At 63.3% G+C, this 17,972-nt stretch carries 17 protein-coding genes; 13 read left to right on the forward strand and 4 right to left on the reverse strand.

The window, feature by feature from the left end; translation table 11 throughout:
• Positions 1 to 72 precede the first annotated feature (72 nt).
• Genes HU752_RS30265 through HU752_RS30275 form a run of 3 tightly spaced genes read left to right on the forward strand, consistent with a single transcriptional unit; the run spans position 73 to position 1,084 of the window.
• On the forward strand, positions 73 to 327 hold the full coding sequence (locus tag HU752_RS30265) for a type II toxin-antitoxin system RelE family toxin (protein ID WP_186684468.1): 255 nt from the start codon (positions 73 to 75) through the stop codon (positions 325 to 327).
• Positions 311 to 634, forward strand: a complete 324-nt coding sequence (locus HU752_RS30270; protein WP_186684470.1) for a helix-turn-helix domain-containing protein — start codon at positions 311 to 313, stop codon at positions 632 to 634. The genes HU752_RS30265 and HU752_RS30270 overlap by 17 nt, the downstream gene beginning before the upstream one ends.
• Before the next feature lie 33 nt (positions 635 to 667).
• The gene (locus HU752_RS30275; RefSeq protein ID WP_186684472.1) at positions 668 to 1,084 is read left to right on the forward strand and encodes a DUF3010 family protein; all 417 of its coding nucleotides are present in this window, start codon (positions 668 to 670) and stop codon (positions 1,082 to 1,084) included.
• Between the two features lie 206 nt (positions 1,085 to 1,290).
• On the opposite strand, the gene HU752_RS30280 is transcribed toward HU752_RS30275, so the two are convergent.
• Positions 1,291 to 2,235, reverse strand: coding sequence for a GlxA family transcriptional regulator (locus HU752_RS30280; protein ID WP_186684474.1), 945 nt, complete (start codon positions 2,233 to 2,235; stop codon positions 1,291 to 1,293).
• Between the two features lie 194 nt (positions 2,236 to 2,429).
• On the opposite strand from HU752_RS30280, the gene choX reads away from it, so the two are divergent.
• The 7 genes from choX (at position 2,430) to aac(6') (ending at position 8,609) form a co-directional block, all read left to right on the forward strand.
• Positions 2,430 to 3,374, forward strand: coding sequence for a choline ABC transporter substrate-binding protein (choX, locus tag HU752_RS30285; protein WP_186684481.1), 945 nt, complete (start codon positions 2,430 to 2,432; stop codon positions 3,372 to 3,374).
• A 72-nt stretch (positions 3,375 to 3,446) separates the two neighbouring features.
• Positions 3,447 to 4,334, forward strand: coding sequence for a 3-dehydrocarnitine:acetyl-CoA trimethylamine transferase CdhC (gene cdhC, locus HU752_RS30290; protein ID WP_186684483.1), 888 nt, complete (start codon positions 3,447 to 3,449; stop codon positions 4,332 to 4,334).
• Between the two features lie 154 nt (positions 4,335 to 4,488).
• Complete coding sequence (locus tag HU752_RS30295; RefSeq protein WP_186684485.1) at positions 4,489 to 5,454, forward strand: L-carnitine dehydrogenase; 966 nt, start codon at positions 4,489 to 4,491, stop codon at positions 5,452 to 5,454.
• 205 nt (positions 5,455 to 5,659) lie between these two features.
• Entirely contained in the window at positions 5,660 to 6,136 is a 477-nt protein-coding gene (locus tag HU752_RS30300; protein ID WP_186684487.1) for a thioesterase family protein, read from the forward strand.
• Between the two features lie 24 nt (positions 6,137 to 6,160).
• A complete protein-coding gene (locus HU752_RS30305) occupies positions 6,161 to 7,324 on the forward strand; it encodes a gamma-butyrobetaine dioxygenase (protein ID WP_186684489.1) in 1,164 nt (387 codons plus the stop codon).
• A 516-nt stretch (positions 7,325 to 7,840) separates the two neighbouring features.
• Positions 7,841 to 8,104 (forward strand): hypothetical protein, encoded by a 264-nt coding sequence (locus HU752_RS30310; protein ID WP_186684491.1) that lies wholly within the window; start codon positions 7,841 to 7,843, stop codon positions 8,102 to 8,104.
• Between the two features lie 61 nt (positions 8,105 to 8,165).
• On the forward strand, positions 8,166 to 8,609 hold the full coding sequence (aac(6'), locus tag HU752_RS30315) for an aminoglycoside 6'-N-acetyltransferase (protein WP_367616545.1): 444 nt from the start codon (positions 8,166 to 8,168) through the stop codon (positions 8,607 to 8,609).
• On the opposite strand, the gene gbdR is transcribed toward aac(6'), so the two are convergent.
• Together gbdR and HU752_RS30325 are read right to left on the reverse strand one after the other, a co-directional pair.
• Positions 8,606 to 9,709: a choline metabolism transcriptional regulator GbdR gene (gene gbdR, locus HU752_RS30320; RefSeq protein ID WP_017902435.1), complete on the reverse strand. Its 1,104-nt coding sequence runs from the start codon at positions 9,707 to 9,709 to the stop codon at positions 8,606 to 8,608. The genes aac(6') and gbdR overlap by 4 nt on opposite strands.
• Positions 9,710 to 10,424: 715 nt before the next feature.
• A complete protein-coding gene (locus tag HU752_RS30325) occupies positions 10,425 to 11,801 on the reverse strand; it encodes an L-serine ammonia-lyase (RefSeq protein WP_186684502.1) in 1,377 nt (458 codons plus the stop codon).
• A 440-nt stretch (positions 11,802 to 12,241) separates the two neighbouring features.
• Between HU752_RS30325 and HU752_RS30330 the strand changes: the two genes are divergently transcribed.
• The 3 genes from HU752_RS30330 (at position 12,242) to choV (ending at position 15,279) form a co-directional block, all read left to right on the forward strand.
• Entirely contained in the window at positions 12,242 to 13,189 is a 948-nt protein-coding gene (locus HU752_RS30330) for a choline ABC transporter substrate-binding protein (RefSeq protein ID WP_186684504.1), read from the forward strand.
• 69 nt (positions 13,190 to 13,258) lie between these two features.
• Positions 13,259 to 14,104, forward strand: coding sequence for a choline ABC transporter permease subunit (gene choW, locus HU752_RS30335; RefSeq protein WP_186684506.1), 846 nt, complete (start codon positions 13,259 to 13,261; stop codon positions 14,102 to 14,104).
• A complete protein-coding gene (gene choV, locus HU752_RS30340) occupies positions 14,101 to 15,279 on the forward strand; it encodes a choline ABC transporter ATP-binding protein (RefSeq protein ID WP_186684508.1) in 1,179 nt (392 codons plus the stop codon). Before choW ends, choV begins: the two co-directional genes overlap by 4 nt.
• Before the next feature lie 357 nt (positions 15,280 to 15,636).
• On the opposite strand, the gene HU752_RS30345 is transcribed toward choV, so the two are convergent.
• Positions 15,637 to 17,589, reverse strand: a complete 1,953-nt coding sequence (locus tag HU752_RS30345; RefSeq protein ID WP_225920199.1) for a BCCT family transporter — start codon at positions 17,587 to 17,589, stop codon at positions 15,637 to 15,639.
• Between the last annotated feature and the right edge of the window lie 383 nt (positions 17,590 to 17,972).

The raw sequence follows: 17,972 nt of genomic DNA on the forward strand, positions 1-17,972 counted from the left end.
CTTATCGGGTTATTGCCGGGAGAAAATATAAGTAAATATTCGCTTTTCTTATAAAAAGACTTATATTTCTCCATGAACACGATTTTCTGGACACGCAAGGCGGTCAAGCAACTGCTGAAAATCCACATCCAGCATCAGATCCACATTCGCGATGCGGTGACGATGCTCAGCAACATGCCTGACGTGGGCGACGTGAAGAAACTGACTCATCACGGCTATGGGTACCGAATGCGGGTCGGCCAGTACCGGGTTCTGTTCGACTGGGAAGGCACCTTGAAAATCGTCAGCGTACAAGAGGTAAAAAAGCGTGATGAACGTACCTACTGACGTCCAGATCATCAATGACGCCAACGGACAACCTGCCTTCGTGGTGATCCCCTATGCCAGTTACGTCGCACAGCAGGCCGAACCGGACCTGATTCCCCATGAAGTGGTCAGTCGTATCGTCGACGGTGCCACCCCGATTCGAGCCTGGCGCGAATACCTGGACCTGACCCAGGATGAAGTGGCCAGGCGCATGGGTATCTCACAACCGGCTTATGCCCAGCAGGAAGCCGTGGCCAAGCCGCGCAAGGCGACCCGTGAAAAGATTGCCGTGGCATTTGGCATCAGGGCTGATCAGTTGGAACTGTAAACACCGCCAGGCCAAATCCCCCAAAGGACTCACATGACTATCTGCGGTATCGAAATCAAGGGCAGCGAAGCCATCTTCGCCCTCGCCACCCTGCGGGATGCAACGCCGGCACACCTGGCTGTCGCCATCAAGAAGATCGCCCTGGACGATGATGACGAAGCAGGCAACGTCAAGGCCTTCGCCAGCCAGTTGCGAGCGTTCGTCGAGGCCAATGGCATCACTCGCATCGCCATCAAGAAACGCAGCAAGAAAGGCGAATTCGCCGGCGGGCCGACCACCTTCAAGATCGAGGGCATCGTGCAACTGCTCGACAACTGCGAAGTGACGCTGCTGTCCCCGCAGACCCTCAACGCCCAGCACAAGAAGCACGGTTTCGAGCTGCCGGACACGCTGAACAAGTATCAGCACGAGGCCTACAAGACGGCCTGCGCGGCGCTGCTGAAGAAGTAACGCCTGCGCCGCGGTGTTTTGTGGGAGCAGGATTCATCCGCGAAGCCTTTGGCGATAGCAAGGGCGCGTTCGCGGATAAATCCGGCTCCCACAGTGCCGGCGTCGTTCGCAGGATTCATGCACGGTGCGAACACTTGTGGGAGCCGGATTCATCCGCGAATGGGCCTTAAGCCCTGCACAGCCCCTGGAACTCCCACAGGATACCGCTACGCCTTGAGCACCCGCCGGTCCTCGCGCGGACAGCGGGCAAACCGGGCCCGGTAGCTGCGGGTGAAGTACGACGGCGACTCGAAGCCGCTGGCGATGCTCACCTCCAGCACGCTCATGTCGGTCTGGTGCAGCAACTGCCGGGCCTTCTCCAGGCGCAGACCCAGGTAGAAATTGCTCGGCGTGTCCTTGAGGTAGAGGCGGAACAGCCGCTCCAGCTGGCGCCGGGTGACCTTGATCGACTGCGCCAGCTCCAGCGTGCTCAACGGCGGCTCCATGTGCTGCTCCATCTCCCCGACCACCTGCACCAGCTTCTTGTTGCTGATGCCGTAGCGCGTGGCGATCTGCATCCGCTGGTGGTCCTTGCGCGGGCGAATGCGCCCGAGCACGAACTGCTCCGATACCTGGATCGCCAGCTCCGGACCATGGGCCTGGCCGATCAGGTCGAGCATCATGTCGATCGACGCCGTGCCACCGGCGCAGGTGATGCGCCGACGGTCGATCTCGAACAGTTCCTGGGTCACTTCCAACTGCGGATAGGACTCCTTGAACGCTTCCAGCGCCTCCCAGTGCAACGTCACCCGGTGACCTTCGAGCAGGCCAGCTTCGGCCAGCACCACGCTGCCGGTGTCGATCCCCCCAAGCGTGACGCCTTCGCCGTCCAGGCGGCGCAACCAGTGCTCCAGTGCCGGAGTGACGAATTTCAATGGTTCGAAGCCGGCGACCACCAGCAAGGTCGCGCCCTTCTTCAAGGGCTCCAGCGCCGCGTCAGCGTTGACCGACATGCCATTGCTCGCCAGCACCGCCCCGCCATCGGCACTCAGCACATGCCAGCGATACAGCTCGCCACGGAAGCGATTGGCCACCCGCAGCGGCTCGATCGCCGAGATGAAGCCCATCGCCGAGAAACCCGGCATCAACAAGAAGTAGAGATCCTGGGACATGGAGCGCACTCGCAAGACGGGTAGCGTTGTCGCTGTGATACGCCAGTTCGGGATTGGCTACAAGGGGGTGGGTCGCCGCAGTGCAAGAGTCGGTCGCCGTAGTGCGTTTTCAGATAAGCCAGGCTGCGTAACTTGAGCATCACCGGCGCACCAGACACCGGAACCGACAATAACGACCTGCCGAGGAAACCCGCATGAAACGACTGATCAGCCGCTGTGCACTCGCACTCTCCGGCGCCGCGTTCCTGAGCACCAGCGTGATGGCCGCCGACCAGGCCTCCTGTCAGAACGTCCGCCTCGGCGTGGTCAACTGGACCGACGTGATCGCCACCAGCGCCATGAGCCAGGTGTTGCTCGAAGGCCTCGGCTACCAGGTCAAGCAGACCAGCGCCTCCCAGCAGATCATCTTCGCCGGCATCCGCGACCAGCGCCTGGACCTGTTCCTCGGCTACTGGAACCCGCTGATGACCCAGACCATCACCCCGTTCGTCGACGCCAGGCAAGTCAAGGTCCTGGCAGAGCCAAGCCTCAGGGACGCCCGCGCGACCCTGGCCGTGCCCACCTACCTGGCCGACAAGGGCCTGAAGAGCTTCGCCGACATCGCCAGGTTCGAGAAGGAGTTGGGCGGCAAGATCTATGGCATCGAACCCGGCTCGGGCGCCAATACCCAGATCAAGGCGATGATCGCCAAGAACCAGTTCGGCCTTGGCAAGTTCCAGCTGGTGGAGTCCAGCGAAGCCGGCATGCTCGCTGCCGTCGACCGCGCCGTGCGCCGCAAGGAGGCGGTGGTGTTCTTTGGCTGGGCACCGCACCCGATGAACGTCAACGTGCAGATGACCTATCTCACCGGCAGCGAGGACGCCCTTGGCCCGAATGAAGGCATGGCGACGGTGTGGACCGTGACCTCGCCCACCTATGCCGAGCAATGCCCGAACATCAACCGGCTGCTGACCAACCTGACGTTCAGTGCCGCGGACGAGAGCCGGATGATGCAGCCGCTGCTCGACCACAAGGACGCCCTCGAATCGGCCCGCCAGTGGCTCAAGGATCACCCGCAGGACAAGGCCCGCTGGCTGCAGGGGGTGACCACTTTCGATGGCCGTCCGGCCGCCGAGAACCTGCAACTGACCAGCCAGTAACCCAACGCCCCCTATCTACCGCAGCCCCACTGGCTGCGGTGTGAACCACCACGCCTGTAAGGAACCCGCACCATGAACCACGACGTCATCATCACCTGCGCACTCACCGGTGCTGGCGACACCACCGCCAAGAGCCCGCACGTCCCGGTCACGCCCAAGCAGATCGCCGCTGCCGCCGTCGAGGCGGCCAAGGCCGGTGCCACGGTGGTGCACTGCCACGTGCGCAATCCCGAGACCGGCAAGTTCAGCCGCGACGTGGCGCTGTACCGCGAAGTGATGGAGCGCATCCGCGAGGCGGACGTCGATATCATCGTCAACCTCACCGCCGGCATGGGCGGCGACCTGGAAATCGGTGCCGGCGAGAACCCCATGGAGTTCGGCCCCAACACCGACCTGGTCGGCCCGCTGACCCGCCTGGCGCACGTCGAGGCACTGTTGCCGGAAATCTGCACCCTGGACTGCGGCACCCTCAACTTCGGCGACGGCGACACCATCTACGTCTCCACCCCGGCGCAACTGCGCGCTGGCGCCAAGCGCATCCAGGAACTGGGTGTGAAGGCCGAGCTGGAGATTTTCGACACCGGCCACCTCTGGTTCGCCAAGCAGATGATGAAGGAAGGCCTGCTGGACAACCCGCTGTTCCAGCTGTGCCTGGGCATCCCCTGGGGCGCCCCGGCCGACACCACGACCATGAAGGCCATGGTCGACAACCTGCCGCCGGACGTGGTCTGGGCCGGCTTCGGTATCGGCCGCATGCAGATGCCGATGGCGGCGCAAGCGGTGCTGCTCGGTGGCAACGTGCGGGTCGGCCTGGAAGACAACCTGTGGCTGGACAAGGGCGTACTGGCGACCAACGGCCAGTTGGTCGAACGCGCCACGGAAATCCTCAGCCGCCTCGGCGCCCGCGTCCTGACCCCGGCCGAGGGCCGGGCGAAGATGGGCCTGACCCGGCGCGGCTGATACACCGGACTTGAAACCTCAACCGCAGTTGTGGGAGCCGGCTTGCTGGCGATAGCCCTTTCACTGGCGCAGCAAACGCCTGGGAATGGCCGCCTTCGGCGGATCACCAGCAAGCCGGCTCCTACAGGTTCACGTACATACTCAGGACATTGCCATGAGCTTTATCACCGAAATCAAAACCTTCGCTGCCCTCGGCAGCGGTGTCATCGGCAGCGGCTGGGTCGCCCGTGCCCTCGCCCACGGCCTCGACGTGATCGCCTGGGACCCGGCCCCCGGTGCCGAGGCGGCCCTGCGCAAGCGCATCGCCAACGCCTGGGGCGCCCTGGAGAAACAGGGCCTGGCTCCCGGCGCTTCACAGGACCGGCTGCGCTTCGTCGCGACCATCGAGGAGTGCGTGAAAGACGCCGACTTCATCCAGGAAAGCGCCCCGGAGCGCCTGGAGCTGAAACTGGAACTGCACGCCAGGATCAGCGCCGCCGCCAAGCCCAATGCCCTGATCGGTTCCAGCACCTCGGGCCTGCTGCCCAGTGAGTTCTACGAAGGCGCCACCCACCCGGAGCGCTGCGTGGTCGGCCACCCGTTCAACCCGGTATACCTGCTGCCGCTGGTGGAAGTGGTCGGCGGCAAGCAGACCGCCCCGGAGGCCGTGCAGGCAGCGATCGGGGTCTATGAATCGCTCGGCATGCGCCCACTGCACGTGCGCAAGGAAGTGCCCGGCTTCATCGCCGACCGCCTGCTCGAAGCGCTGTGGCGCGAGGCGCTGCACCTGGTCAACGATGGCGTCGCCAGCACCGGCGAAATCGACGATGCGATCCGCTTTGGTGCCGGATTGCGCTGGTCGTTCATGGGTACCTTCCTGACCTACACCCTGGCCGGTGGCGATGCCGGCATGCGCCACTTCATGGCCCAGTTCGGCCCGGCGCTGCAACTGCCATGGACCTACCTGCCGGCGCCGGAGCTGACCGACCAGCTGATCGACGATGTGGTCGAGGGCACCCGCGAACAACTGGGCAAGCACAGCATTTCGGCGCTGGAGCGCTATCGTGATGACTGCCTGCTGGCGGTGCTGGAGGCGGTGAAGAACACCAAGGCCAAGCACGGCATGAGTTTCAGCGAGTAGAGAACCGACTGCCCTGTCAGCAATGAACCCACCACCCTGTGGCGAGCGGGCTTGCCCGCGCTGGACTGCGCAGCAGTCCCAACACCGGAGAATGCGTCCTTTCAGGGGGTACGTGTTTCCCGGGTCACGGCCGCTGTGCGGCCGAGCGCGGGCAAGCCCGCTCGCCACAGGTCTCATCAGCCCCAAGCCTTCGTAGAGCCTGCACATGCCCCACCTCACCACCTACACCACCACCGTCATCCCCGACTGGGTCGACTACAACGGCCACCTGCGCGATGCCTTCTACCTGCTGATCTTCAGCTACGCGACCGATGCGCTGATGGACCGCCTGGGCCTGGACAGCGACAACCGCGAAGCCACCGGCAGTTCGCTGTTCACCCTGGAACTGCACCTGAACTACCTGCACGAGGTGAAGCTCGGCGCCCAGGTCGAGGTGCACACGCAAATCCTCGCCCATGACGCCAAGCGCCTGCACCTCTACCACAGCCTGCACCTGGTGGGCGGCGACAAGGAACTGGCCGGCAACGAGCAGATGCTGCTCCACGTCGACCTCGCCGGCCCGCGCTCGGCACCGTTCAGCACCGCAGTGCTGGAGCGCCTGCAGGCCCTGCTCGAGGAACAGGCCGAGCTGCCGCTGCCCGAGTACATCGGCCGGGTGATCGGGCTGCCAGGCAAGAAGTAACCCCACAACGACAAGGAGCTCACCGTGAACACCGCCGCCGCTTTTGCCGACTACCGCAGTTATCCACTGATCAGTGCCCTGACCGCCGTGCAACCGCTGGCGGACCAGGTCCGGGTGAGCTGGGCCGATGGCCGGGTCAGCCCCTTCCACCACCCCTGGCTGCGCGACAACTGCCCGTGCGCGCAGTGTGTCTATACGGTGACCCGCGAGCAGGTACTGGAGATCGTCGATGTGCCCGAGGATCTGGTACCGGCCGCGGTGCACATCGACGCCAGCGGCTGCCTGTGCATCGACTGGCAGGACGGCCACGCCAGCCGCTTCGACCCGGGCTGGCTGCGTGCCCATGCCTATGACGACGCCTCGCGGGCCGAACGCCAGGCCGGCAAGCCGAAAAGCCGGCTGTGGGACAATCGACTGGAACTGCCGGTGTTCGACTACGCCGAGCTCAAGAGCGACCCGCAGGTGCTGCTGCAATGGTTGCTGGCCCTGCGCGACACCGGCCTGACCCAGGTCCGTGGCGTGCCCACCGAGCCCGGTACGCTGGCGGAGGTGGCGAAACTGATCTCGTTCATCCGCCAGACCAACTTCGGCGTGCTGTTCAACGTGCAGTCCAAGGCCGACGCCGACAGCAACGCCTACACCGCCTTCAACCTGCCCCTGCACAGCGACCTGCCGACCCGCGAGCTGCAACCGGGGCTGCAGTTCCTGCACTGCCTGGTCAATGATGCCGAAGGCGGCGAGAGCATCTTCGTCGACGGTTTTGCCATTGCCGATGCCCTGCGCCAGGAAGACCCGGCGGCGTTCCGGGCGCTGTGCGAGATCCCCGTCGAGTTTCGCAACAAGGACCGCCACAGCGACTACCGCTGTCTGGCTCCGGTGATCGCCCTGGACAGCCTCGGCCAGGTCAGCGAAGTGCGCATGGCGAACTTCCTGCGCGGGCCGTTCGACGCCTCGGTGGCGCAGATGCCGGTGCTGTACGGCGCCTACCGGCGCTTCATCGCCATGACCCGCGAAGCGCGTTTTCGCCTGGTGCGGCGGCTCGAGCCGGGCCAGCTGTGGTGCTTCGACAACCGTCGCACGCTGCACGCGCGCAACGCCTTCGACCCGGCCAGCGGAGCGCGACATTTCCAGGGTTGCTACATCGATCGCGATGAATTGCTGTCGCGAATCCTGGTGTTGCAGCGTTAGATCGGCGGTGCGGCCATCGCCAGCAAGCCGACTCCCACAGGAACATGCATGACAGATGTGCAATGCAAACCCTGGACTGCCCCGGGAAACCGGAGCCCCATCCAACCCTGTGGGAGCCGGCTTGCTGGCGATCGGCTCCCACAGGAACATGCATGGCAGATGTGCAATGTAAACCCTGGACTGCCCCGGGAAACCGGAGCCCCATCCCCCCCTGTGGGAGCCGGCTTGCTGGCGATCAGCGAACACGCGTACCCACTGACAAAACACAGGCAAAAAAAACCCCGATCAAGCCGTGACAGGATCGAGGTGAGAGAGTGTCTTCAGCAGTGGCGTCGAGAAGGTGACCAAACCGTCGACTGGCCTAGCTGGAGCCAGTTTGCCGATTCGTCCAGGCCCCGACTTTGCCGAAAACGACATGTTCATAGGCATCTATGACATCGCGACAATCTGTCCTTGCCGACACTCCCACGGCCTACCAGAATCGAGACACGAACAGCCCTGAATAGGAAAAGCGCCATGATGTACGCAGATCTGATTGACCAGGAAGACCTGTTGGGCCAACTCAAGTCCCTCGGCCTGCAGGTGCCCAGCGGCGCCACCGCCGAACAGGCGTGCGAGCATGCCGTACGCGGCCTGGATGACGCCCGTGCCTACGCGCTGCGCAAGATGGTCAAGGAAATGTACACCAGCAGCGCAACGATCCTGCCGGCCGTCCGCCAGGCGATCGACAAGCAACTGCTGCCAGCGCTGGCCGAGTACCAACAGCAAAAACGCGCCTGAGCCATCCTGTTCCTGCGATGATGGCCAGTCTCCACTTGACTGGCACAGGCAGGTTCTCATGATCCGCATCATGCCCGGCTCACTCGCCGGGCTCTCCGACTGGCTGCGATTACGCCAGCAGCTGTGGCCCGATTGCGCCACGGACGACCACCAGGGCGAAATCCGGCAGATACTCGCCGAACCCCGGCGTTACGGTTGCTGGCTGGCACGGGCGGCCGACGATGCCGTCATCGGGCTGGCCGAGGCTTCATTGCGGCACGACTACGTCAACGGTACCGAAAGCTCGCCCGTGGTATTTCTCGAAGGGATTTATGTCGCCCCGGATCATCGTCGTCGGGGCGTGGCCCAGCAACTGATCGAACACGTCGCCCAGTGGGGTAAAACGCTCGACTGCCTGGAGCTGGCCTCGGACACCAGCCTGGACAACCTGGTCAGCCAGGCACTGCACCACGCGCTCGGCTTCGAGGAAACCGAGCGCGTGGTGTACTTCAGGAAGCGGCTCTAGAGGCGCACGCTGGCGAACGTGGACTCGTTGCGCGCCTGGCTCAGGGCCGACATCGGTCCGGACAAAGGTGCCAGGACCATGGCCTGCGGGATCGGCATCATTGCCACCTGCTGGGCGGTATTGGAGCCAACGCGCTCGTCGCGCGGTGGAATGCCGAAGTACTCGCGGTAGCACTTGGAGAAGTGCGGCGTGGAAACGAAGCCGCAGACCGAGGCGACCTCGATGATCGACATCGGCGTCTGCTTGAGCAACTGCCGCGCACGGATCAGGCGCAGCTTGAGGTAGTAGCGCGATGGCGAACAGTGCAGGTATTTCTGGAACAGCCGCTCCAGCTGCCGGCGCGATACGGAGACGTAGACCGCCAGTTCGTCGAGGTCGATCGGCTCTTCCAGGTTGGCCTCCATCAGCGCGACGATTTCCTGCAGCTTCGGCTGGTTGGTGCCGAGCATGTGCTTGAGCGGCACACGCTGGTGGTCCTGTTCGTTGCGGATGCGCTCGTAGACGAACATCTCGGAGATCGCCGCCGACAGCTCGCGACCGTGATCACGACTGATCAGGTGCAGCATCATGTCCAACGGTGCGGTGCCGCCGGAGCTGGTGAAGCGGTTGCGGTCGAGGGTGAACAACCGGGTGCTCATGGCCACCCGGGGGAAGGCTTCCTGCATCGCCGCCAGGCATTCCCAGTGCACGCTGCAATCGAAGCCGTCGAGCAGGCCGGCACAGGCCAGTGCCCAGCTGCCGGTGCACACCGCGCCAAGGCGGCGGGACTGGCGGGCCTGGCCCTGCAACCAGGAGACGTGTTCGCGAGTGACGGTGCGCTGGATACCGATGCCACCGCAGACGATCACGGTGTCCATCGCCGGGGCTTTGTGCATGGCCGCATCAGGCGTGATCTGCAGACCGTCGCTGGCCCAGACCTGCCCGCCGTCGACGCTCAGGGTGGTCCAGCGATACAGCTCCCGACCGGACAACTGGTTGGCCATGCGCAGCGGTTCGACCGCGGAAGCCAGGGAAATGAGCGTGAAATTGTCCAGCAGCAGGAAGCCGATGGACTGAGGCGCACGGTTCTGAGGCTGGGCCCCGGAGTTGAACGACGTCATCGCGATATCTCCTCACACAAAGCGGGTTATGGCCTCAGGCGGAGGCTCTTGTTTTATGGCTCTTGTTCCCTGTGGGAAAAGGCGCTTTGTCATGACAGAGCAATTGCCATGCCGAAACTTGAATGTGTATTCAATAACTCCTGAAAACGACATCGCGACCTGTCTGAATAGCCCTTGCCGGGAGTATGGGTTCTAGGCCGTGGAAACTGCCGCAGGCGGCCTGCCCAAGGGAGTTGAGCAGATCGGTAGCACTTGTGTTTCGGGCGAGAGGAGCGCTGCATGCGAGTGTCACCGCAGGCACGCGAAAAGGCACCAGGGACACGTTGCCGACAAGGCGGGCGGCAACGGCCCAGTTATCTGTTTGCGACGCGCCAAAAGGTGGCGCGAGAGCGGGTGGATGGGCGATTAGTGCACCGTTTTCAGTCTGTGGGGAGGCGACTGACGTATTCGCGGATAAATCCGGCTCCCACGGTTCTGCGGTGTCTGCCGTACTTTCTGAGAACCTGTTCTGCCACTTGTCAGCGATGGATCAAAGACAGCTGGCTCCCACAATGGGTGCGGCGAGCATAAATATTGTGGACGCCAAAAACCTGTGGGAGCACGCGGACTGGCGCCCCGGCTTATTCGCATTCGCGAGCAAGCCCGCCGCCACGGAATATCGAGCGGGTCCTTGTGGGAGCCGGATTCATCCGCGAACCGGCGCACCGCTAAAAGATCAGCACTCCACCGCGCTGACCGCCAACCCACCCCGCGAAGTCTCCTTATATTTGTCATGCATGTCGGCCCCGGTATCACGCATGGTGCGAATCACCCGGTCGAGGGAAATGAAATGCTGGCCGTCACCGCGCAGGGCCATCTGCGCGGCGTTGATCGCCTTCACCGCGGCAATCGCGTTGCGCTCGATGCATGGCACCTGGACGAGCCCGCCAACCGGGTCGCAGGTCAGTCCGAGGTTGTGCTCCAGGCCGATTTCCGCCGCGTTGCAGAGCTGCTCCGGAGTCGCCCCCAGAATCTCGGCCAGACCGGCTGCCGCCATCGCACAGGCCGAACCGACCTCACCCTGGCAGCCGACCTCGGCACCGGAGATCGATGCATTCTTCTTGCACAGGATGCCGACCGACGCCGCGCCCAGGAAGAAGTCGACGACGTTGGCGTCGGTCACCGCCTCGCTGAACTTCATGAAATAGTGCAGCACCGCCGGGATAATCCCCGCCGCGCCATTGGTCGGTGCCGTTACCATGCGCCCGCCGGCGGCGTTCTCTTCGTTGACGGCCAGGGCGAACAGGTTGACCCACTCCATCGCGCTCAGGGTCGAGCCGATCACGTTCGGCTTGTTCAGTTCCTGCAGGCTGCGGTGCAACTTCGCCGCGCGACGGCGTACGTTCAGCCCGCCTGGCAGGATGCCCTCATGCTGCAGGCCATGCTCCACGCAATCCTGCATCGCCCGCCAGAGCTTCATCAGCCCGGCACGGATCTCGTCCTCCGAACGCCAGACCCGCTCGTTGGCCATCATCAATTCAGCCACGCGCAGGTTGTGCTTGCGGCACAGCTCGAGCAGCTCGACCGCGCTGGAGAACTCATAAGGCAGCACCGTGCTGTCCATGTCCGCCACGCCGCTGGAAGCCTGCGCCTCATCGACGACAAATCCGCCGCCGACCGAATAATAGGTGTCACGGTGCAACTCGCCGTCATCGCCGAACACCACCAGGGTCATGGCGTTGGGGTGGAATGGCAGGTTCTCGTCGAGCAGCAGCATGTCCCGCGACCAGACAAAAGGCACCGGCAGGCGGTTGTCGAGCAGCAGGGTGTCGGTTTCACGCAAGGTGGCGATGCGCAGGCCGATCTGCGACGGATCGATCGCGTCCGGCCACTCGCCCATCAGCCCCATGATCACCGCGGTGTCGCTGCCATGACCGATACCGGTGGCCGACAGCGAACCATACAACTGCACCTCGACGCGCCGGACCTGTTCCAGCAGACCGCGCTCGCGCAGCGCCTGCACGAAGAGCGCCGCCGCCCGCATGGGCCCCACGGTGTGCGAGCTGGAGGGGCCGATGCCGATCTTGAACAGGTCAAACACACTGATTGCCATGACTGCGAAGTCCTCTGGATACGGGATCCGGGCGGCCAGGCGCCCGGTGGCGGGACTGCTACGCTGAAGTCGCAATCCGCCGGGATGAAAACATCATCAGCCTTTTGAAATCGCCTTCGACGTCTCGCACCGACGCAATCTTGTCCAACAACGCCAGACGCCGCCGGGAGGCTTTTTTCGCGGTTTTTTTGCGTTCACGGGACGGAAAAAACGGACGAAAAGTCTGTAAGCGACCTCATCGACACTGGATGCGACCCCCCCTGTACTGGATACGACGCACCCCGTAGGCGACATTTTCAGGCTGGTACATGATCAATCCCGACTCGATTGCAAGGCACCGGGGTAGAGCTGTCCTCGACGCCTCCAACCGCAACAGAACAATTAAGCGCAATCGTCCCTTTGGACACTGCCAAGAAAAAAACTGATAGGAGTCTACCCCGATGAAAGGTTCCCCCTCGTTGTTGTTGGCCGCCATGCTGAGTCTCCCCCTGCTGGCCCAGGCCGCAGAGCCGGCACAATGCAGCACCGTGAACTTCTCGGATGTCGGCTGGACCGACATCACCGCCACCACCGCCACCACCAGCGTCGTCCTCGAAGCCCTCGGCTACAAGACCAAGACCACGATGATCTCCGTACCGGTGACCTACAAGTCCCTGGCCGACGGCAAGAACATGGACGTGTTCCTCGGCAACTGGATGCCGACCATGGAAAACGACATCAAGGCCTACCGCGACGCCGGTACCGTGGACACCGTGCGCACCAACCTCAAGGGCGCCAAGTACACCCTGGCCGTGCCCCAGGCGCTGTATGACAAGGGCCTGCACGACTTTGCCGACATCGCCAAGTTCAAGAAGGAGCTGGACGGCAAGATCTACGGCATCGAGCCGGGCAACGACGGCAACCGCCTGATCCAGAGCATGATCGACAAGAACGCCTTCGGCCTGAAGGACGCCGGCTTCAAGGTCGTCGAATCCAGCGAGGCCGGCATGCTCTCGCAGGTCGATCGCGCACAGAAACGCGACACCGCCGTGGTCTTCCTCGGCTGGGCGCCGCACCCGATGAACAAGCGCTTCAAGATCCAGTACCTGACCGGCGGCGACGACTTCTTCGGCCCGGACTTCGGGGCTGCCACCGTGCTGACCAACACCCGCAAGGGCTATGTGCAGGAATGCAGCAACGTCGGCCAGTTGCTGAAGAACCTGGAATTCACCGTCGACATGGAAAGCTCGCTGATGGGCAACATCCTCGACGACAAGATGAAACCTGAAGCCGCAGCCAAGGCCTGGCTGCAAAAGAACCCACAGGTACTCGATACCTGGCTGGCTGGCGTGACCACCATTGACGGAAAACCCGGCCTGGAAGCCGTGAAAGCCAAGCTCGCGCAATAACCGCCACCTCCGGGCGGGTCCGCCCGCCCGGACCGGCATTTATTTCCCTGCATGTGGACGTTCGATACCATGCTGACTGAACAGAAAATTCCCCTGGGCCAGTACATCGCTGCCTTCGTTGAATGGTTGACCAAACACGGTGCCAACTATTTCGATGCGATCGCTTCGACACTGGAAACGATGATCCACGGCGTGACGTTCGCGCTGGCCTGGTTCAATCCACTGGCACTGATCGCGCTGATCGCGCTGATCGCCCACCTGATCCAGCGCAAATGGGGCCTGACCGCCTTCGTCGTCGCGTCCTTCCTGCTGATCCTCAACCTGGGGTACTGGCAGGAAACCATGGAAACCCTCGCCCAGGTGATGTTCGCCACCCTGGTCTGCGTGGTTATCGGCGTGCCGCTGGGCATCGTCGCCGCACACAAACCGATGTTCTATACTTTGATGCGTCCGGTGCTCGACCTGATGCAGACGGTACCGACCTTCGTGTACCTGATCCCCACCCTGACCCTGTTCGGCCTGGGCGTGGTCCCCGGGCTGATTTCCACCGTGGTGTTCGCGATCGCCGCGCCGATCCGCCTCACCTACCTGGGCATCCAGGACGTACCGCAGGAACTGATGGACGCCGGCAAGGCCTTCGGCTGCTCGCGCCGCCAACTGCTCGCCCGTATCGAACTGCCCCATGCCATGCCGAGCATCGCCGCCGGCATCACCCAGTGCATCATGCTGTCGTTGTCGATGGTGGTGATCGCCGCGCTCGTGGGCGCTGACGGCCTGGGCAAACCCGTGGTCAACGCACTGAACACCGCTGATATCGCCCTGGGCTTCGAAGCCGGCCTGGCGATCGTATTGCTGGCAATCATGCTCGACCGTATCTGCAAACAACCCGACGCACAGGTCAAGGGGGACGCATGAGCATCATTCGCTTCGACAAGGTAGACGTTATCTTCTCCAAGAACCCGCGCGAAGCCCTGGCCTTGCTGGACAAGGGCCTCAAGCGCGAAGAGATCCTGAAGAAGACCGGCCAGATCGTCGGCGTCGAGAATGCCAGCCTGGAAATCGAGAAAGGCGAAATCTGCGTGCTGATGGGGCTCTCCGGCTCCGGCAAGTCCAGCCTGCTGCGCTGCATCAACGGCCTGAACACCGTCAGCCGCGGCCAGCTGTTCGTCGAGCATGAAGGCCGGCAGATCGATATCGCCTCCTGCACGCCCGCCGAACTGAAGATGATGCGCACCAAGCGCATCGCCATGGTGTTCCAGAAATTCGCCCTGATGCCCTGGCTGACGGTGCGCGAAAACATCAGCTTCGGCCTGGAGATGCAGGGTCGTCCGGAAAAGGAACGACGCAAGCTGGTGGACGAGAAGCTCGAACTGGTGGGCCTGGCGCAGTGGCGCAACAAGAAGCCCGACGAACTCTCCGGCGGCATGCAGCAGCGCGTCGGCCTGGCCCGCGCGCTGGCGATGGACGCCGACATCCTGCTGATGGACGAACCGTTCTCGGCACTCGACCCGCTGATCCGCCAGGGCCTGCAGGACGAGCTGCTGACCCTGCAGAACAAGCTGGCGAAAACCATCGTGTTCGTCAGCCACGACCTCGACGAGGCCCTGAAGCTCGGCAGCCGCATCGCGATCATGAAGGACGGCCGGATCATCCAGTACAGCAAGCCCGAGGACATCGTGCTCAACCCGGCGGATGACTATGTGCGGACCTTCGTCGCCCATACCAATCCGCTCAACGTCCTGTGCGGCCGCAGCCTGATGCGCAGCCTGGACAACTGCAAGCGCGTCAACGGTTCGGTGTGCATCGATCCGGGCGTCGACTCGTGGATCGACCTGGCAGAAGGCAACACGATCAAGGGCGCCCGCCAGAACGGCTCCAGCCTGAACCTGCAGAGCTGGGTCCAGGGCCAGGCGGTGGAAACCCTGGGGCGTACGCCGACCCTGGTGGACTCGAACATCGGCATGCGCGACGCCCTGCAGATCCGCTACCAGACCGGCAACAAGCTGGTGCTGCACGACAACAACCGGGTGGTGGGGATTCTCGGCGACAGCGAGCTGTATCACGCGTTGCTCGGCAAGAACCTGGGCTAAGCCAGAAACAGGAACGCCGCGAGACTCTCGCGGCGTTCCTGTTTCTGGCGTTCGTTTGTGGCGAGGGGTCCATCCAGTGGCGAGGTGTCCATCCACCCGGTGGCGAGGGGGCTTGCCCCCGCTGGGCCGCAGAGCGGCCCCAAAACCGGTAATCGCGCTATATCAGTCAGAACGCGGCAACCGATTTTACGGCTGCTTAGCACCCGAACGGGGGCAAGCCCCCTCGCCACATGTCAGAACGCGGCAACCGATTTTGCGACTGCTTCGCAGCCGAACGGGGGCAAGCCCCCTCGCCACATGGAACCTTTCAGTCCTTGAGGAGGGCGAGGGCGGTGCAACGCGTACACCGCCCAAACCTCAGCTGTAGACCCGGCCCAGGAGCTGCCGATGGCTTTCGAACTGATCGAGCACGTCACGGGTGATCTGTTCCCGGGTGAAGCCCATCAGGTCGTATTCCTGGCTGCCGTTGTGCAGGTAGACCTCGGCGCGGTAGTAGCGGGTCCGCACTTCGCTCTCGCCACCCTCGACCTGCGCCGATTCGCTGGGCGCCGCCAGGTAGCCGTCCAGGCTCACTTCATAGACGAAGGGATTGCCCTCCTCCATTTCCACCCGCAGGCCGATCAGGCTCTTGGACTTGCCCAGTTGCGTCTGTACCGACAGGCCCAGGTTGCGCAATTGCGCCGCGGCCTCTTCCAGCGCCGGGGTAACCTGCTTGTCCATGTAGCGCTGCACGATCGCCTGGGTCGGCTGCAGGTCCAGCTGGCTCAGGCGCTCGCTGAAACCGCGACGACCGCGGGCCGCCAGTTCGGCCTGTTCATCCTCGATCTGCACGTCCTGGCGCATCGCCTTGTGCAGGCCGAACATGAAGAACACCAGCACCACCGAGAACGGCAGGCCCGCCAGTACCACCATGGTCTGCATGGCTTCGAAGTTACCGGCGAACAACAGACCGATGGTCACCAGGGTGATCACCACCGACCAGAAGATCCGCAGCCAGTGCGGGGCGTCCTCGTCGACCTGGCCGCCCTTGCACGAAAGGTTGGCCATCATCACCGCGCCGGAGTCGGCCGGGGTCAGGAACAGTACGAACCCCACGAAGATCGACACACCGATCACCACCTTGGCCGCCGGGTAGAAGTCCAGCAACTGGTAGATCGCCATCGAAGGCTGTTCCAGGGCGGTCTTGCCCAGCTCCGCGGCACCGTGGTTCATCACCAGGTCCAGCGCCGAGTTGCCGAAGATCGACAGCCAGGCCAGGGTGAAGCCCAACGGGATCAGCAACACGCCGGCGACCAGTTCACGCACGGTACGACCACGGGAAATACGCGCGATGAACATGCCCACGAATGGCGCCCAGGAGATCCACCACGCCCAGTAGAACAGGGTCCACAGGCCCAGCCAGCGGTCGGATTTCTCGGCGTTGTTTTCGTAGACGTAGAGGTCGAAGGTCTTGAGCACCACGCCGTTGAGGTAGTCACCGATGTTCTGCACGAAGCCGTTGAGCAGGTGCAGGGTCGGGCCGAACAGCAGCACGAAGATCAGCAGGCCGCTGAACAGCACGATGTTCAGGTTGGACAGGCGGCGAATGCCGTTCTCCACACCCGACACCGCGGCGATGGTCGCCACGGTGCTCATGACGATGATCACGATCAGCAGGTTGGTGTTGCTGTGCTGCATGCCGAACAGGTTTTCCAGGCCGGAAGACACCTGCATCGAGCCGATGCCCAGGTTGGTCACCAGGCCCAGCAGGGTGACGAACATGCCGAAGCCGTCCACCGCATGCCCCGCCGCACCCTTGACCCAGCGTTCACCCGCCAGCGGGTACAACGCCGAGCGCAGCGCCAGCGGCTGGTTATGCCGGTAGGCGAAGTACGCCACCGCCAGGCCGACCAGGGCGTAGATCGCCCAGCCATGCAGGCCCCAGTGCAGGAACGTCAGTTGCAGCGCCTGGCGCGCGGCCTCGTTGCTGCCGGGCGTGCCCTGCGGCGGGTTGAAGAAATGGTCCAGCGGCTCGGAAGCACCGAAGTACAGCAGCGAGATCCCGATCCCCGAGGAGAACAGCATGCCCGCCCAGGCGCCGTAGCTGAAGTCCGGGGTGTCCTGCTTGGAGCCCAGTTTCAACTTGCCATAGGAGGAGAACGCCAGGCCGATGACGAACACCAGGTAGGCGGCGATCACCAGCATGTAGTACCAGCCGAAGCTGCGCGACAGCCAGGCCTGCGCCACGCCGAGCATTTTGCCGGCCTCTTGCGGGGCGATGATCAGGATGGCGGTCAGCAGCAGTATCAGTGCGGTCGAGGTGTAGAACACCCAACCGTTGACCCGCACCTTTTCGGCGGGGGTCTTTATAAGAGAGGCAGAACTCATTGCACAGATGCTCCAGGCAGTGCGAGAGAAAGACACAAGGCAACACGGAACCCGGCCAATCGGTTTGGTGGCAGCCGACCGACGGGTGATATAAAGACACCCCGAAAAAATCGAACTTGCGTGGATTGCGCCTGAACCGGTGCGCAGGACCTTGTGCAAGACGTTGCCGTGCTGCCGGGTGCCTTTCGTGCCTGTTCGCAATGTCCGTCCTGGCCTGCGCAGAGTGTCTACCCCGCAGGTTCGGTGTTTTTTCGGAGGTCGTTTTTCCGTCAGCTACATGTGGGAAAAACCCTTTTGGCAGCGACGATTTGTCGCAGATCTTATTC

The organism is Pseudomonas vanderleydeniana, assembly GCF_014268755.2.
GTDB classification, from domain to species: Bacteria; Pseudomonadota; Gammaproteobacteria; order Pseudomonadales; family Pseudomonadaceae; genus Aquipseudomonas; species Aquipseudomonas vanderleydeniana.

What these genes read in the sequence shown, in the direction of transcription:
- HU752_RS30265 (WP_186684468.1), top strand. Translation starts at nt 73, where the DNA reads ATGAACACGATTTTCTGGACACGCAAGGCGGTCAAGCAACTGCTGAAA.
- HU752_RS30270 (WP_186684470.1), top strand. Translation starts at nt 311, where the DNA reads ATGAACGTACCTACTGACGTCCAGATCATCAATGACGCCAACGGACAA.
- HU752_RS30275 (WP_186684472.1), top strand. Translation starts at nt 668, where the DNA reads ATGACTATCTGCGGTATCGAAATCAAGGGCAGCGAAGCCATCTTCGCC.
- HU752_RS30280 (WP_186684474.1), bottom strand. Translation starts at nt 2,235, where the DNA reads ATGTCCCAGGATCTCTACTTCTTGTTGATGCCGGGTTTCTCGGCGATG.
- choX (WP_186684481.1), top strand. Translation starts at nt 2,430, where the DNA reads ATGAAACGACTGATCAGCCGCTGTGCACTCGCACTCTCCGGCGCCGCG.
- cdhC (WP_186684483.1), top strand. Translation starts at nt 3,447, where the DNA reads ATGAACCACGACGTCATCATCACCTGCGCACTCACCGGTGCTGGCGAC.
- HU752_RS30295 (WP_186684485.1), top strand. Translation starts at nt 4,489, where the DNA reads ATGAGCTTTATCACCGAAATCAAAACCTTCGCTGCCCTCGGCAGCGGT.
- HU752_RS30300 (WP_186684487.1), top strand. Translation starts at nt 5,660, where the DNA reads ATGCCCCACCTCACCACCTACACCACCACCGTCATCCCCGACTGGGTC.
- HU752_RS30310 (WP_186684491.1), top strand. Translation starts at nt 7,841, where the DNA reads ATGATGTACGCAGATCTGATTGACCAGGAAGACCTGTTGGGCCAACTC.
- gbdR (WP_017902435.1), bottom strand. Translation starts at nt 9,709, where the DNA reads ATGACGTCGTTCAACTCCGGGGCCCAGCCTCAGAACCGTGCGCCTCAG.
- HU752_RS30325 (WP_186684502.1), bottom strand. Translation starts at nt 11,801, where the DNA reads ATGGCAATCAGTGTGTTTGACCTGTTCAAGATCGGCATCGGCCCCTCC.
- HU752_RS30330 (WP_186684504.1), top strand. Translation starts at nt 12,242, where the DNA reads ATGAAAGGTTCCCCCTCGTTGTTGTTGGCCGCCATGCTGAGTCTCCCC.
- choW (WP_186684506.1), top strand. Translation starts at nt 13,259, where the DNA reads ATGCTGACTGAACAGAAAATTCCCCTGGGCCAGTACATCGCTGCCTTC.
- choV (WP_186684508.1), top strand. Translation starts at nt 14,101, where the DNA reads ATGAGCATCATTCGCTTCGACAAGGTAGACGTTATCTTCTCCAAGAAC.